General features: G+C 47.3%; 17 protein-coding genes. 13 read left to right on the top strand and 4 right to left on the bottom strand.

Annotation, left to right across the window (positions count from 1 at the left end; translation table 11 throughout):
• The 9 genes from AB4589_RS21380 to AB4589_RS21340 all read left to right on the top strand — a co-directional run.
• The coding region (locus AB4589_RS21380; RefSeq protein ID WP_372101660.1) for a phage tail sheath family protein at positions 1-1,561 on the top strand (1,561 nt) is incomplete at its 5' end.
• 8 nt (positions 1,562-1,569) lie between these two features.
• Positions 1,570-2,082 (top strand): phage major tail tube protein, encoded by a 513-nt coding sequence (locus AB4589_RS21375; RefSeq protein WP_372101659.1) that lies wholly within the window; start codon positions 1,570-1,572, stop codon positions 2,080-2,082.
• A 9-nt stretch (positions 2,083-2,091) separates the two neighbouring features.
• Positions 2,092-3,060 (top strand): hypothetical protein, encoded by a 969-nt coding sequence (locus tag AB4589_RS21370; protein WP_372101658.1) that lies wholly within the window; start codon positions 2,092-2,094, stop codon positions 3,058-3,060.
• Between the two features lie 11 nt (positions 3,061-3,071).
• Positions 3,072-3,455 carry a hypothetical protein gene (locus AB4589_RS21365; RefSeq protein WP_132715512.1) on the top strand — a complete coding sequence of 128 codons (384 nt, stop codon included), beginning with the start codon at positions 3,072-3,074 and terminating at the stop codon, positions 3,453-3,455.
• Positions 3,452-4,069, top strand: coding sequence for an Ig domain-containing protein (locus tag AB4589_RS21360; RefSeq protein WP_372101657.1), 618 nt, complete (start codon positions 3,452-3,454; stop codon positions 4,067-4,069). The genes AB4589_RS21365 and AB4589_RS21360 overlap by 4 nt, the downstream gene beginning before the upstream one ends.
• Positions 4,070-4,124: 55 nt before the next feature.
• Complete coding sequence (locus AB4589_RS21355) at positions 4,125-5,126, top strand: major capsid protein (protein ID WP_372101656.1); 1,002 nt, start codon at positions 4,125-4,127, stop codon at positions 5,124-5,126.
• A 9-nt stretch (positions 5,127-5,135) separates the two neighbouring features.
• A complete protein-coding gene (locus AB4589_RS21350) occupies positions 5,136-5,567 on the top strand; it encodes a hypothetical protein (protein ID WP_048615440.1) in 432 nt (143 codons plus the stop codon).
• A complete protein-coding gene (locus tag AB4589_RS21345) occupies positions 5,506-6,606 on the top strand; it encodes a DUF935 family protein (protein WP_372101655.1) in 1,101 nt (366 codons plus the stop codon). Before AB4589_RS21350 ends, AB4589_RS21345 begins: the two co-directional genes overlap by 62 nt.
• The gene (locus AB4589_RS21340) at positions 6,594-7,934 is read left to right on the top strand and encodes a phage minor head protein (protein ID WP_372101654.1); all 1,341 of its coding nucleotides are present in this window, start codon (positions 6,594-6,596) and stop codon (positions 7,932-7,934) included. Before AB4589_RS21345 ends, AB4589_RS21340 begins: the two co-directional genes overlap by 13 nt.
• A gap of 71 nt (positions 7,935-8,005) precedes the next feature.
• Here the strand turns inward: AB4589_RS21340 and AB4589_RS21335 are convergent, their stop codons facing one another.
• The gene (locus tag AB4589_RS21335; RefSeq protein WP_372101653.1) at positions 8,006-8,764 is read right to left on the bottom strand and encodes a hypothetical protein; all 759 of its coding nucleotides are present in this window, start codon (positions 8,762-8,764) and stop codon (positions 8,006-8,008) included.
• Positions 8,765-9,037: 273 nt separating this feature from the next.
• Here AB4589_RS21335 and AB4589_RS21330 point away from each other — a divergent pair, with 273 nt between their 5' ends.
• Both AB4589_RS21330 and AB4589_RS21325 read left to right on the top strand, forming a co-directional pair.
• Complete coding sequence (locus tag AB4589_RS21330) at positions 9,038-9,229, top strand: hypothetical protein (RefSeq protein WP_372101652.1); 192 nt, start codon at positions 9,038-9,040, stop codon at positions 9,227-9,229.
• A 189-nt stretch (positions 9,230-9,418) separates the two neighbouring features.
• Complete coding sequence (locus AB4589_RS21325; RefSeq protein WP_372101651.1) at positions 9,419-10,474, top strand: site-specific DNA-methyltransferase; 1,056 nt, start codon at positions 9,419-9,421, stop codon at positions 10,472-10,474.
• A 46-nt stretch (positions 10,475-10,520) separates the two neighbouring features.
• On the opposite strand, the gene AB4589_RS21320 is transcribed toward AB4589_RS21325, so the two are convergent.
• From AB4589_RS21320 to AB4589_RS21310, 3 genes are all read right to left on the bottom strand, one after another.
• Positions 10,521-10,754 carry a DinI-like family protein gene (locus tag AB4589_RS21320; protein ID WP_372101650.1) on the bottom strand — a complete coding sequence of 78 codons (234 nt, stop codon included), beginning with the start codon at positions 10,752-10,754 and terminating at the stop codon, positions 10,521-10,523.
• A gap of 50 nt (positions 10,755-10,804) precedes the next feature.
• Positions 10,805-13,513, bottom strand: coding sequence for a phage tail tape measure protein (locus AB4589_RS21315; RefSeq protein ID WP_372101649.1), 2,709 nt, complete (start codon positions 13,511-13,513; stop codon positions 10,805-10,807).
• 138 nt (positions 13,514-13,651) lie between these two features.
• Positions 13,652-14,080, bottom strand: a complete 429-nt coding sequence (locus AB4589_RS21310; protein ID WP_372101648.1) for a hypothetical protein — start codon at positions 14,078-14,080, stop codon at positions 13,652-13,654.
• Positions 14,081-14,206: 126 nt separating this feature from the next.
• Between AB4589_RS21310 and AB4589_RS21305 the strand changes: the two genes are divergently transcribed.
• Together AB4589_RS21305 and AB4589_RS21300 are read left to right on the top strand one after the other, a co-directional pair.
• Positions 14,207-14,746: a phage tail protein I gene (locus tag AB4589_RS21305; RefSeq protein WP_372101647.1), complete on the top strand. Its 540-nt coding sequence runs from the start codon at positions 14,207-14,209 to the stop codon at positions 14,744-14,746.
• Positions 14,747-14,748: 2 nt separating this feature from the next.
• A partial coding sequence (locus AB4589_RS21300) for a phage tail protein (RefSeq protein ID WP_372101646.1) occupies positions 14,749-15,422 on the top strand: 674 nt, incomplete at its 3' end.

Here is a 15,422-nt window from a genome sequence, read left to right as displayed (position 1 = left end):
AATCCCTTTAGGTAAGGACGGCGACTTCCCTGACGTTGAAACACCTGCGACCTCTGGCGTCACGATGAGCACATCCAGTGTCTCTATTTATATTGATGATGGCGCAAGCTTGCCTGTTACGATTTTAAACCCTCACGCTTGTCACATTGCGTACAGCTCAGACAATGACCTCATTGCTACCGTGGATGCTGATACGGGGGTAGTAACGCCGGTGAAAGCGGGGGTTGCTAACATCACCGCTTTGGTCACCTTTAATGAGGGTGAGAATGACGTAGATGAAGCCCATGTCTATGGCGTGACGGTCGCTCAAACCAACCCAAACGCAGGCAAGACCATGAGTCCAGCGACGCTGGGCGATTCTGTTGCGACAGCGTTCCTAGGTGCAGACTCTCAGCCCAACGCGTTAATCAATCCGTACGAACAAACCGCAGTCTGGTCCATTGATGATGAAGCCCTTGCCTTGGTTGATAGTAGTGACGGCACGATCACACCCCTTTCAGAAGGTCAAACGGTGGTCACCGTGACGCTCGCACCCAAGAGCAACGTCAACTACACCAATGACAACGATGTGACTATTAATGTGGGTGACGTTGCTGGCATAGCGTTGACTTATGTTCTGACTGTGGCTCGCGTGACGGATGCGCTGCTAGCAAAATTCATGGAAGCGCTACCGTTACTGCGTAAAGCGAAACAGAGCTACGGCTTTTCATCCAAAATCAACATGGCTCCAGGCATCTTACACAAGGATGGCGCAATGGGGCTCGCCGTGGCAGCGGTCAGTACTATCCGCGGCATTTGGGTAGGAGATATGCCGGAGCATATTTCAACACCCACTGAGGCGTACGCTTGGAAGCAAAAGTACACCTCACAACGAGCGTATGTCGGCTGGCCACGTCCCAAAGTTTTAGATGAAGACGGAGCAACGGTGGTCGATTGGTACGCGCCAAGCTTGTGCGGCCTCATTGCTCAGGTAGACCGCAACCAAACCGAGCAGAACATTGTGCCGGAAACCGGTTACTGGTGCTCTCCATCAAACTATGTCATGGCCGATGTGATAGGCCCTTCCATTGAACTCGATTACATCCCAAGCGATCCATCGTGTGATGTGAACTACTTAAATGTGAATGGCATTACCACGCTGATGAATCATGGCGGTTGGAAGAACTTTGGTAACTACTCCAGCGCATTTCCAGCCAAGAGCGATTACCTGTCGTTTTTATCGGTTCGCCGAACGGCAGACATCATAGAGGAAAGCATTGAGGACGCTACACGTCAGTTCTTAGACTTTCCGATGTTCACCAGCCCAACGGACATTGCCAATACGACCTGTGGCCGCGTGAAAGATACGGTGAACGATTATCTTCGCTCGAAAGAAGGCACCGCATTGGTGTACAGCAATGTGTCAATTGATGCCGGTGACAACCCGCTCACCAATCTGATGCAAGGCAAAATTAAGTACCGCTATCGAATGACACCGCCTGTGCCTATGCAGAGTGTGGAATTTGAAGCTGAAATTTACGTTGAAGGGCTAGAAAGCGCCTTTAACAAACTGATTGCATGAGGTAAGTCATGGCAGAGAAAAGTGTGGTCTGGCGTGACCAGATGGCGTTCATTAATGAAACCCAATACGTCGGACGCGTAAAAAGCGCAAGCAGCGACCTACAGCGCAAGATGGCCACGGTGGGCGGCTTAGGTGGTTTGGGTGATGTCGAAGTGCCAACCGGCAAGTACGAAGCCCCAACGGCAACGGTGGAGTTTCAATCGGTGGCGCTTGGCGACGTGGTTCAACTGACCAATAACGATGGGTGGATCAAGCTGCGCCTCACCGGACAAGTACGCATGCTGGATTCCGAAACAGGGACCAAGATCATTGATGCGGGTATTACTCGTATTCATGGGTTTGTGAAAAACCCACCGGTGCCTGGTTATAACGATGAAGGCTCGCCGTACACCGCCAACATTGCTGTGCATTTTATTGAGATCAGCAATACCTCTGGACGCGTGTTCATGCTCGACATGCAAACCGGTGCGAAATACCCGCCGGATGCACCAGGGCAATTTGGTATCACCGTGACCTTATAAGGAGTCGATATGCGAATTCGTAAGTTGGAAATTGTGGCAGATGGCATTCAAAAAAATGGTCAACCCGTCACGAAAGCGCAGCTCGAATCGGTGGTTCGCCATTATAAATCGGACGCCCGCCCTCCCGTGACCCCAGGTCACCCAACCAAAGGCAGCGATCAGATTGCCGCGTTGGGGCGAGCATCCAACCTCAGAACGGAAGCTGGCAGTGGCGATAAAAGTGGAAAAACCGTCCTTGTGGGTGAGGTGGTTTACACCCCCGAGATGGAAACACTGGAAGACTCGGGCAAGTTTGAAGGTTTCAGTGCTGGCATCCATCCAGTACCGGATAAAGAGGGTGAGTGGTACATGCACCACCTTGCCTTCTTGGGGCAGCTTCCTCCGGCGGCGGACACGAAAACCCGTGATGTGGTGGATCTAAGCGATAGCGACTTTTGTGATGACGCTATCTATCTCAGTGCAGATGTCGGTACTCAACCTGGCTCTGATGACAATGAAACAGGAATAACCATGAAGAAAGACGAACTCAAAACGCTGCTTGGCGATGTCGTCAAAGAGCAGCTTGACGGTATGGGGATTAAACCTAATACGCCGCCAGTTAAAAAAGAAGGTGAGCAAAACAAAGATGGAGAGCCGACTAAGACCGATGACGACAAATCAAACGGTGCGGTTACTGCGATGCAAGAAACGTTGGCAGGCGATCGTAAGGAAACACTGACCGAACTTGCGGACTCGCGTGAAATGAGCGACGAGCTTCGCAAGAGTGTGAAAGTCATGATTGAAGGTGCTTCGTCGATTGAACTTTGCGCATCAGGCGACGGTAATCGTTACAGCCAGCTCAAAGGTATGCTGACTGCGATGCCTGAAAAGAGTGCAACCCCACCTAAAAAGTCAGCGTGGGATGCATTGACTCAAAATCTAGAGCTTGCCGATGGAGGCAATGCTCAAAAAGATAACTTTGATCCGGAGGGTTGGTAATGGAATTTGGAATGAAAACCACCATCAAGGGCGCACCCGCCATTGTCGGCAGTTATACCGGTGGCAACGTCATCCAACAAATGATGGTTAATGGCATCACCGATTTAGAGCCAGGTCATGCCGTGGTGATCACTGATGGCATGATCACTGGGCGTTGGGACGGCTCCCCGTTGATCACCGTTCAAGATGATGGCGCTGGCAATCTTACCGTCACTCAAGTGACGCTAGGGGTAGTCACCACCAAACAAATGAAAGGTGATGGGTCTGTTTCAGTACTTCGCCTTGGCGCGTACCTTCGCGACCGTGTGGTGCTTGCGGATGACTCTGCGCTCACCGCCGCGAATGAATTTACGCTTTCTTGCGTTCAACTCTTTGCAGAAGGAGCCTGGTTATGAGTCCCCTAGAGCAACAAAAAGCCAAACAAGATGGAGTCTTTTCTAAAGCGCTGCGTGACGCGTCGAATGCCTTTGTTCAAATGGGTGCTCACCCACGCACACTGCTGCATCATTCACGCCGTAACGATTTGATTGAGCAAGCCATCGCGAAGCTTCACACATTAAAACGTGAAGGTGATGCTTATCATCAAATGGGCAAACCCGCGCTGCAGGCTACGCCAAATATCGACGATGAGTCAGAAGGTAAGTTGAAACTCGAGCCTGTCGGTTTTCGTAAAGTGGATGATTCACCGGTTGTGTACTCAGAGCTTGGCGTTGATGTGCAAAGCGGCGGTTTGAATTTTGTTCTCAATAACCCTTATGAGCAAATCGTAAAGTACACCTCTAGTGATGAAGCCGTGGCCACCGTCGATGAGAAATTAGGACTTATCACCCCTGTTGGTGATGGTGAAGTGACGATTTATGTCGCCCTAACGAAAAAAGGGGAATACCCACGCGTCGAAGATAGCGTTGACTTGGTGATTGCGGATGAGCCAAAAGAAGACTCAGAGCCATCCCCCGATGGTGACGCACAATCAGACAACAACGCTTCTGAGTCAGCCTTAGACAAATAACCCCACCCATTAATGCATGCCGCTGTTTGATAAGCGGCTATAAAGAGAACAAAGCATGGATATTATTGATATTTTACGCGGTCTGTTAGCCCCTCAAGAGTGGGCAGAGCTGCTGAACAACTACAAAAAGCGCAAGCCAGTGCCTATGCGTATTCGCAAGAAGGTGTTTGGGGATGCGGTGTTTTACCCAAGTGTGCGCATCCCCTGGAATGTACTCAAAGAGACCCTGTCTAACATTCCGGTGGTACGTCGCGGCACCAAAGCGTATCAGCTTGGTGGTAATGACTTAGAAACTCAATCCATCGAGCCACAGGGTTTTTCGACGGTATCGCATGTGTCAGCAGCGGAGCTCAACAACCTCAAGGCATTAGGTTTAAAGAACATTCAAAAGTTTTTTGAAATGCTTCAGTTTGGTGTGATGCGCAAGATTGAAGTCTCAACTGAAGCGCTGTGCGCTCAATCGCTGACAGGCAAGATTGCCTACCCAATGAAAACTGCAGACGGCGCAATGGAATTGTTTGAAGTGGACTTTGGGGAAACCCTTCGCTACAACTTTAACAGCTCACTGAAAGCCACAGACGCCACCATCGAACACGTGTACACCGCCTTGCAAGAAATGGATGAAGCCATTCAAGCGAAAGGTTATGGCGCAAACTTGGAAGTATTGAGTGGTAAAACGTTGTTTGCTCGCATTGTTACCTTAGCAGGACAAAATAAATCCAACGTGCTCGATGTGAAAGTCAGCAAGGGTCAAGTCAATGTAGGCGGCTACCTCATCAACCTTGAAAATGGTTCATACGAAACCATGGTAGGCGGGACGAAAACCCGCGTAAAAACCGTTGATGATGACAAGATGGTGATGATTGACCTTGATGCGGGACACACACCGTACTATGCCGCGCTCGATGATTTGGACGCAGGCCTTCAGGCCTTACCTTTCTTCTCGAAGGTGAAGAAAGTCGATGACCCAAGTGGCGCGGATGTGTACACCATGTCAAAACCTTTGCCTGCGGTTGTCGTCGATGCCATCTGCTGGGCGGATGACGCACTGAAGTAAGGAGTGATAATGGCTATTACCCTTACCGAGTTAAGAGCGATGGTCACCATCCAGGGAGTATCGAGCTCCCTGGATGAACAAATCTACCACTCCTTAACTTACAACGATGAGAGCAACGCTCAAACCGCTTGTCAATCCGCCGCGCGTTGGTGCTATGCCTATCTTGGTCAAAAGAATGCCTTGTCTCGCCTTTATAGCGAGGATGACAAAGAAGTGTTGGCTGAAGGCATGACTCAAAGGGCAATTTACGAGTTAGGTGAAATCAGCGAGTTTGATTTTGATGACCGCAAAGACGAAGCGCTCGCATTAATCAACGCCTTGCTTGGCCTTAATAATGGCACTGAAAGCGGTGCTCAATACACAGGAGCTGCGATTGCCCGTGATAAAGAATCTCACATTATCGTCCCTTATCGCTCGGCTTCCCACCGACGTTATCGTTAATCACTACCCATTACCTGCAGAGCTCGGCAACGCTCGCTACCAAAGCAGCAACTACTACTTTGGGGCCATTCGCGCCATGTTGCTCGATGAAGAGGTCGCATCAAGCATTGAAATGCGTCATGCCACGGCCATGACGGTGCCCTACGTGATGGAAGGCTCAGCCAATGACATTGCGTTTTACAACGAAGTGATGGCAGACTTTGATTTAGAAATGTTGATGGAGCAGATGTTAAGTGCGACGGAATTTGGTTTTATGCCCGTAGAGCTTATCTGGGAGAAAGTCGGCTCACAGCTTTGTCTCATCCACTCAGAGCCCAAACGGCCTGAAGACTTTCGCTTATTAAAAGATGGCACTTTAGTGTATAGCGCCGTGGACTACACAGCGAAAACGCCTGTGGCAGGGAAAGTCATTCCTGTGCTGCGCAATGCAACCACCGAGCGTCCATATGGCGAAACCATCTTAGAGTCAGTGTGGCCCATTTGGCAAAGTAAATGGATAAGCTGGGCCAACATCGAGCGACTGGGTGAGAAATACGCGATCCCAACCGCGATTGCTCTGGCTGAAAATGCCAATGGCGGGGATGACGTACAAGCGATAGCCAACTCGTTAGCCCCTGTGATGAACGGAGATGCGGTAGCACTCTCTGGTGTAAAAGAAATCGTCACCCTTGATGCAAACGGTAAGGTGGATGAACTGCTTCGAACCATTGAATACATTGATAACAAAATCGCTAAGCGCATCACCGGTCAAACCTTGACGAACGGTAATCAAAAATACGGCTCGCGGTCATTGGGTGAAGTTCATGAAAGAGCGGGCATGCGCGTCTCCAAACGCGATGCTCGTATGGTGCATAAGACGCTTAACGACACGCTGTTTAAATGGATATTCTTAGCTAATGGTCGCGAAGGCAGTCTTAAAATTCGAGTGGATGAGGACGCTTATAAAGAGTTGGTGAACAATATCGTCAATGAGCCGACAACCGCTGATAAGCCCACGTATCTTTCAGATGCACCAGGAAAGCATTTATGTCTGCTTTAAAAAGTCTTGATAAACAAGAGACCGATAACCTTACCAAATTACAGCGCCTCGAAGATGAGGCGCTTTCATTAACCGTCAAAAGCCTTTCAAGCGAACTGGAAGCGGCGTTCAAAGCGCATTCAAATCCAGACGATATCGATATCACCCAAGTGACAACACAATACACCAACATCTATGCCGCTTCGATGATGGTGAGTTGGCTACTGGGCCAAGCGCATATCCATAATGCGATCAATGATGCCAGCGATAAACCTCTCGAACTCACTTACGCGCCGATTTATCTTGCCGTGGATGAGGTGCCTTTTCAGGAAGCGATTGATTCACTTAAAGCCATGATACCGACCGATACCAAAGCGTATCGGCAGATGGAAGCGGCAATGAAGTTGCGTGCCTTTACCGTGGCAAACGTTTCCAGTATTGATGCGGTCAATCGCGTTAAAAAACGTTATGAAGAGGCATTAGAAAGCGGCGCATCACGCTCTGAAACGTTAGGGAACCTCCGTCAACTTCTTGAGCAAGAAGGACTCTCTCAGGTCAATCCTTATTGGTTAGAGCTGCATTATCGCAACAATATGATGACCGCATACAATTCAGGTCGCTGGACCCAAATTGCTCATAATGATTTAGTCGAGTTTTTGGTTTATTCGTCGGTGCTCGATTCGGGCACCACAGAGCTGTGCAGAAAGCTCGATGGCGTGATTAAGCCCAAAGACGATCCGTTTTGGGAAAGCTTTTACCCGCCCAATCACCATAAATGCCGCGCGACCGTTTCAGTGTTATCACGCAAGCAATATGAAGCACTACCCGCATCGATGCGACGAGCCTCTGCAGAGGTCAGTGGCACAGCCTTGGATAAGGATGCGACAACAGGCAAAGAGCATCAGTTTACTAGCTCGCCATTAGTATCAATGAAAACGCTGCCAGTATCGATGATGGAGCGGGCGCAAGAATATGGACTGACCCAACGCATACTCAACTACTCTCACGCACAAAGTAAACGCGTCTTAAAAGAGCAAGCTGAAGCCGTCGCGAAACAAGGCTTATTGGCTACCACACTCAATAACGCGATAAAGCAATCGCCAGAGCTAGAGCCGTTTCGGGAAATGATACAAGAGAAGTTGATGACCTCGCCTGATGAGGTGTTGTTCGCTTTTGATGAGCTGGAAAGTGGGGACTTTTTACCTAGCGTGCAGTTTGTGCTTGAACTGGATGACTCATTAAGAGTTGTGGCGCTCGCCAGTGCGTTTGGTGAAACAGATGCGTATCAATTAATCGGTTTAACTAAAGATCAATATGATCAAGCAATAGTCAGATCAATAGTGCACTAACTGTAACAGCGGCAAACAACTAAGCCTGCCGCTTTGTATGTGAGGGAGTACTCAGCAAACCGCTGGTATTATTAGAAGTGGAATCGTCCCGTCAGACTAAAGCCTTTAGGAATACAATCAGGTATGGTTGTCAGCGCTTCCCTATCACTATTGCGAATATAACTATCGTGGGGCTTGTGGTCGTTAGACAGTTGCAAGTACTGCCCTTGTTTACGCTCGACCCAAGTACTACACATGACGCCAACAAATTTTTTGTAAGATTGAGGTTTAGCTAAAGGTGTAGAGCAGTTATACCTTTCGATGGTATTTGAACTACTATGTATCACTTCTTTATTTTGCATGACTAGATGAAAGTAATCATCGTCTGAAATTTCCTCAGGAAGAATTTTACCTTTAAACCCTCCATCTGGGTGCTGTGGATGGTGACGTTTATCAAAGTTCCACCATACCGACAACCTAATTTCTGAGTAACCTGCATCAGTCCAAAGAATGATGGTATTTTTCCCAAGTAATCTACATTCCAAGAAACCTTCTTTAATTTCTGAGATTGGGTTTAGGCTAACCCTTTTTTCGTCTAAAAGCTTATTGAGGGCATGACCTAACAGATGCCCTTGTGCTATTCGAGTTGTTTTTGGCAGTCGTGGTGACGTTAGGTGATTTATCGCCTCAGCCCATGGTAAAGGGACACCATTATCCTTAGCCACCAACTCGAGGGCAGTGTTCAAAGTTATAGGTAGATCTGTTTGCTTACTAAGACGCACCATCTTTTTTGCGTCATCCTTACAACGAGCAATGGAGCGACCTGAAGGGAATAGTTTTGTCGTGAACATAAACGTTCTCCTGTATACACAGCGAGTTGAGCCGCCTTCAACTTCTGCGTTCAGAAGAAAGTAATGCGAAAAAAGTGCTACTCAGAAGGGAGCTTCGCCAAGGGCGGCTAACAGGTTGCACAGATACCTAACTTCACTATATCGTCCGTTTTTCTAAAATACAATATTAAACAGGGTGGCAATACTTTTAACATAGCCGTTTGCAAACAACTGGCTATTCTCTGCACACCATAATAGTGTCGTGACGTCTTTGAATTTACATGGAATTTCAGCATGTTAACGATTAAATCTGAACATAAAACGTTGGTGAGTTTGATTATTGAACAGTCTAAACAAGGTCATGTTGACCCTGTCTCTGTATCCCAAATGCTGCCTGAGCACTCTGTCCATCACGTGGCCTTTGTTATCGAGCAGCTCTCGCAGCTTCCCTATCCAGATTTAACGCAATTAATTCGAAATAATTAACTGTATAAATACACAGTTTTGCGTGATAAGGTTGATAGGTGTTTTGATGCCTTGAGTACCTGAGACCCAAGACCTTTTTGATAAAGGAATTGGAGAGGAAGCAGCAAAACGCCGCCAGCTTTAATTCTTTATTGCTGGCGGCTTTCAATCGCTATTTGTGTTCAAGGCTCTTGCTAACAGGAGATAAGAATGCACCAACACACACTGCACGATGGCCGTGCCACCCTCATCCATGCCGATTGTTTAACCTACCTTAAAACGCTTGAAGACAACTCCGTTGATCTGATTTTAACCGACCCACCATACTTCCAAGTCAAACGTAATGCCTGGGACAATCAGTGGCCAGATGTCGCTTCATTTCTAGCCTGGCTCGATGAAGTGCTTCTCGAGTTCTGGCGAATCCTTAAACCCTCAGGAGGTCTTTATCTGTTCTGTGGTTCAAAGTTGGCCAGTGATACTGAAATTCTCATCAGAAGCCGCTTTGAAGTGTTTAACCACATCATTTGGGCCAAACCGTCAGGCCCATGGCGAAGAATGCACAAACCGGACTTGCGCATGTTCTTTCCGTCCACCGAGCGTATTTTATTTGCTGGCCACTATAACGCTGAAGGCTATGCCAAAGGTTGCTCTGGTTACGCTTCTCAATGCAATGAGCTCAAGAAACACGTATTCAAACCTTTGATGGATTACTTCATCAATGCTCGTAAACAGCTTGGTGTGACAGCAAAAGAAATCAATGCGGCAACAGGGACACAAATGTGCTCTCATTGGTTTAGTGAAAGCCAATGGAAACTCCCCAACAAAGCACAATACCAAAAGCTTCAACAGCTTTTCGCAAGTAAAAAGGGAGAATTAACCAAGACGCATGGCGACCTAGTGGAGGAGTATGACGCTTTAAAAAATAACTACCAAAACTTGGTATTGGAATACGATGATCTAAAAGCGCAATACGAACATTTACGTCGACCGTTCTCCGTCACCAGTGAGGTGCCTTATACCGATGTCTGGCAGTTTGCTCCGGTGCAATATTATCCAGGTAAGCATCCTTGCGAAAAACCACAAGACTTACTGCAACATATCATTACCGCCAGCAGCCGTGAACATGATGTGGTGCTCGATGCGTTTATGGGCAGTGGCTCTACAGGTAAGGCGTGTTTGAGTTTAAATCGACGTTTTATCGGCATTGAAATGGAAGAGGAAACGTTTGAACAAACGCTGGAGTCGATGAGAAATATTCAATATTAGTCTGTAACTTAAAAAGAAAAGGCGCTTAATTGCGCCTTTGTCATATTTAGTTGTACAACCACTCGTCCGCTTCATTGAACATCTCTTCCAAAAGCGCATGGGCTTTCTCTTTTTTGGTTTTATCCCTTTCCATGATGTCCAGATGATTGTTTTCACCCTTGCGGATACGGACACAAACTTCGGGATCGAGTACCGACAAACGCTTTTGAATTTCTGGCTCAATCAAAGAGAATGTCCCTTTGGGTAAACCAGAAGCTTTGACGATCATATCAACGCGCATAATAAACTCTCCTTTTAAATATACTGTATAAAAATACAGTATATTTATTTTTAGTTGAGGTCAACATGATCCATATCTTTCCAAAGTTCATCCATCACATCATGCAATGTCTGTTTGAGCTGAGGCGTCATATCACGCAGGGCTGCCACTAAGGTTTGTGCCATCACATCGGCCTCAGAGCTCACCGCTTCCAGTTGAATGACAGGTGCAAAACTCACTTCGATTGTGGCTGGTGGCTGACTGATGGCGTTTCTGGGTTGCATTGTCGCAGATTGAACCGTTTGCTCCACTTGAGCGACAGCCTGTTGGTTAACAGGATCATCCTTACCATTGAAAATATCGTATAACCAACCTGCAATCTCATCACCCGCCACAGAGCCAGCAATCGCACCAGGGACGGCACCAAAGCCACCAAACAAACTCCCCGCGAGACCGCCTAGTGTGGTTCCAGCCGTGGCTCCAATACCACGCCAAACTCCTTCCGTATCTCCCTCAATGGCGCTCATGCCAATAGAGGCCGCATTCAAAGCCGTACCAATGACGGGGAGTTTCTTGAGAGCGCCTTTACCACCATTTATTACTTTTTCCCCAGCAGAGGACCACGGGCTTGCTCCTTTGGCGACATTGTTTACTGGTTTCGTGGCTGACTTTGTAAATAATCCCGTTGAGGTCGCACTTAGAACTCGACCCACCACTGGCAGCTTTTTGAGAACACCTTTACCGCCATCCATTACCTTTTTCCCCGCACTCGACCAAAAGCTCGACCCTTTAGCGACCTTCGCCACCGGCTCAGCAGCCGACTGACTAAATAAGCCACTAAAGATACTCGCAGGTTTGAAGCCGCCTTGTGTGCCCATTGCAGTGCCAAGGATTTTACCCAGGGCTTTTTTACCAAGACGGGCAGCAATCATTCCCCCGAAAGCTGTTGCGCCTATGCCGCCGACAAGACCCGCATAACCCAATCCAGAGTTCTCATTCATAGCTCCAGTCGCGGAGCCTGTCACATTGGAAACCGCTGTCCCTAAGTCATCAAACTTATCGATTAACTTAGCCGCACTGTTAGATACTGTGTCAGTCGTCGCATTGAATGATTGCTTGGCTTTGTCGATAGAAGTTGATACTCCTTGAGCGGCATCATCAAGAGAATCAACACCGTCAAAGACCTTTCCCCCTTCTTGCAGACCTTGCTGCATTGCGTCTAAGCCTTTGGTGCCAATATCTTCAGACAGGATTGTGCCACCTATGGCTTCGAGAATGGGTTTGACGGTGGCAGCATCGGTTTTGTTTGCACTATTCACTAAAGCCAATAATGCAGCATAGTTGTTACCTGGCGCATTGCCTGTTTCAACGTCACTGCGTACTCGGTAAGAGGCTTCTTTAATTCGGTTACGCAAATCGGTATCAGTGATGGCATCAATGGTGCCCGCTTTATCGCCTTGCCCCACCAATTTGGCAAACTCATCGCTATCACTAAAACGAGCCATAAAGGATTCTTTAAATGAATCACCTACCTTATCTGTATTCCAAACACCGGCTTGACGGGCGCGAACAATAGAGGCTGCAAATTGGTCAAATGAAATCTTGTCACCGAGTAGAGGCGAGTATTCAGCGAAAGTATCGAGCAAATCCCCATTAGCATCACCGACCATTGAGCTGGTGGCGTAAACCTTATTCGCAGCCTCCTCGATGCTGATGCCAAACCCTTTTGAAATATTGGCAAGGGCACGAACGGTTTCGGGGGATGAATAATCAGGGAAAATCTTTTGTAATTGGATAGTGGCTTTTGTTAATGCCTGAGTATCTTCGTCACCTAAATTTTGCTGTTTAGCGAGGGCTTGAGCAGCGAAAATGCTCTCTTGGTCTGCACCATACATCCGAATCAAGTCGGTACGAAATTGTCGTTGAGAGGTCGATTGCACCTCTTCTAATGAATAGCTACTGCGAGCAGCAAGGAGACGTTCATTTCGAGACTTATCATTGCCCGCCCAGGCGAAGCCTGCTGATGCCATAGCCCCTCCAGCAATCGCCCCCAGCTTTTCAAAGTGTTGTAACTTGCCGAGCTCTCGACCTTGCTCTGAAATCTCTTTATTGGTTCGATTGAGTTGGCCTTGCAGCCGTTTCTCTTCTTGGATGATGTCATTGACATCGAGCCCCGCCTCTTTTAATGAGTGGCCTAAGCGTGATACTAATCGCTCATGCGCTTTAATCTCATTGGTACTCTTCTGGTGAGCCTTCGTTAAATCACCAAGCTCACGCTCCGTCGCAGAGATAGAAGAGCGAATACGGTTTTCATCTTGAGTTGTACTTTTTAGTTTCGATTGATACGCCTGCAATGTGCGCTCAGCTTGTGCAACGGCCCCCGTTTTTTTCTTAAACGTTTTGGTATTGGTGCTGCCAGCGTCACTTAACCCCGCCATATCGGTACGAAGCTTATTGATGGTCGCTTGCAGTTTGGATTCTTCATTGGCCATGATTCGAGATTGCTGTGTCACTTTGGCAAGCTCAGCTTTCAGTTTGGGGAGTTCATCCTTCTTTTGTCCTAGAATTTTTGAGTATTGTTTTTCAGCGTCGGTCAATTGTTCAATGGCCAATTCAGCCTTTTTAAAGGCATCAACATCCGCGGTGGTTTTTTGCAGCTGTTTAAACTCTCGCTCCAGCTTATTCGATTCTTTTTCAATCTTTTTCGACTGCTGAGTAAACGCATCTTTAACCCCAACAATGAGCTCTAACGCGTAACCACTGTCCTTATTTATTGCCATGATTAAAGACCTCTATGAGATATGTATATTGCGCCCAGTCGGCATTGAGTAATTCGCCAACGGAGACAAGACCGATTTTCTTGTGGGTGAGCAGTCGAAAAGAGTGATCAAAAATATTCTGTTTGATTCGTGCGAGGTTTAGCTCTTTCCCATTAGGTGAGCCAAGTTGATGTGCTCTTCATAGGGCAGGTTAATCAGCATGTCGACAGGAATCACCACTTCGCCTTTCATACCCAAGTTCGTGAGCTTGCCATGCTCATCTCGCTTCTCTTCAGTGCGTTCGCCAAACACTAAAATGCTCGAGGCGATATGCGCAGTGATGGCATCGTTAGATTCAAAACCGTATTGCTCTTTGGTGAAACGCACCGCTTCAATTCGGTCCTTAACCAGCGCTTTGCGCACTCGCTTAGCACAGTTGAGTTCCATCCCACCAAATTGAATCGGCGTGTTCAACATGCAGATATCAAACTCCATCATTGCACGGGCAATATCTTCCAAAGTGAAGGTTCGAACTTCTGGCTCTAATCCGGTTTCAACGGGGTTTTTAGTTTGATTGTCAGTGCTCATAGTTTTTCTCGTAGGGAGTAATTTGGAGCCTGCATTGTGTCTTTATATATAGCGTCCATCTGCCGAACGGAAATTATGTGGTCAGGTTTGAATATCCTATAACCACTGGATAAACGAGACGAAATAATGCTTCCCAAAATCTTAAAGCAAGACGTTCGACTCCGAGCTTTGAGCCTCTTGACGACGCAAGAGATGGACGAGCTTCGCTTAGCCATTCATGGCCTTCAGGTTCTCGATATTGATAACGTCCACGAGTCTTACTTACCCTGGCTTTCTTGGTGGTTTCGGGTCGATACCTGGGATGACGCTTGGACAGTTGAGAGAAAGCGTGAAGTCGTCAAAGAAGGCTTAGTGCTTTATCGATACAAAGGCACGGTCTGGGCTGTAAAACGAGCGTTAGACCTAACAGGCTTCAACCCAACGCTGACCGTTTGGCATCAAATGAATCCAATCGGCGCTAAGGGCACCTTTTTGGTTGAAGTGATTCAAGACAAAGGTGGGTTGAATCAAAAAGACTATGAGAACGTCGTCACGCTAGTTGAGAGCAACAAACAAGGCTCTCAACATTGGCAAATGAAAATTAAAAACGAACCATCAGAAGGGCTCATCTTCAGTCCCAGCGTAGTGCGCTCTCGTAAACGCATAGTGATAAAAACAAAGGTATAACGATGGCAGATAATCAATATTACATGGTCGTGACAGATCTTGGTTTGAGTCTTATCGAAGACGCATATAACTCAGGCACAAAAGTGAACCTCGTCGCCATGGCACTTGGTGACTCAAATGGAATTTATGTTCAGCCTGACACTTCCTTTACCAGTCTGGTTAATGAATTTGGTCGAGTAGATATACACGAAGGAAACTCTGATGAGTATCTTATTAACGTCATCTCTTACGTAGGGTTACCTCACGCGGGAGAAACGGTTCGTGAGTTCGGATTGTACGATGATAATGATAATCTAATCGCTTATGGTGCTTACCCTGAATCTCTTGTTCCTGATGTTGATAGTAGTGAGTATATTCAGATAGAGATTGAAGCACGAATCGATCTAACCAATGCATCAGCTGTCACGATTACTGTTAATCCCATTTATGCATACGCCACAGAAGATGAAGCGGGCATAGCGAAAATCATCAAAGAAGAAGATGTTTCGGATGATACAGAAGATACAAAAATTCTTACCATTAAGAAGCTATTGAAGCGAACAGCATCCACATCAAGAGCAGGCGTGGTCAAGCTCTCTTCTGCTACTGATTCAAATTCTGAAGAAACGGCCGCGACCTCAAAAGCACTCGCCACACAAAAACATGACGCTGGTGATATCACGTCGGGAACATTAAG

Source organism: Vibrio sp. 10N.222.49.A3 (genome assembly GCF_041475145.1).
GTDB lineage: Bacteria > Pseudomonadota > Gammaproteobacteria > Enterobacterales > Vibrionaceae > Vibrio > Vibrio tasmaniensis_A.
This window is presented reverse-complemented; position numbering and strand designations above follow the sequence as displayed.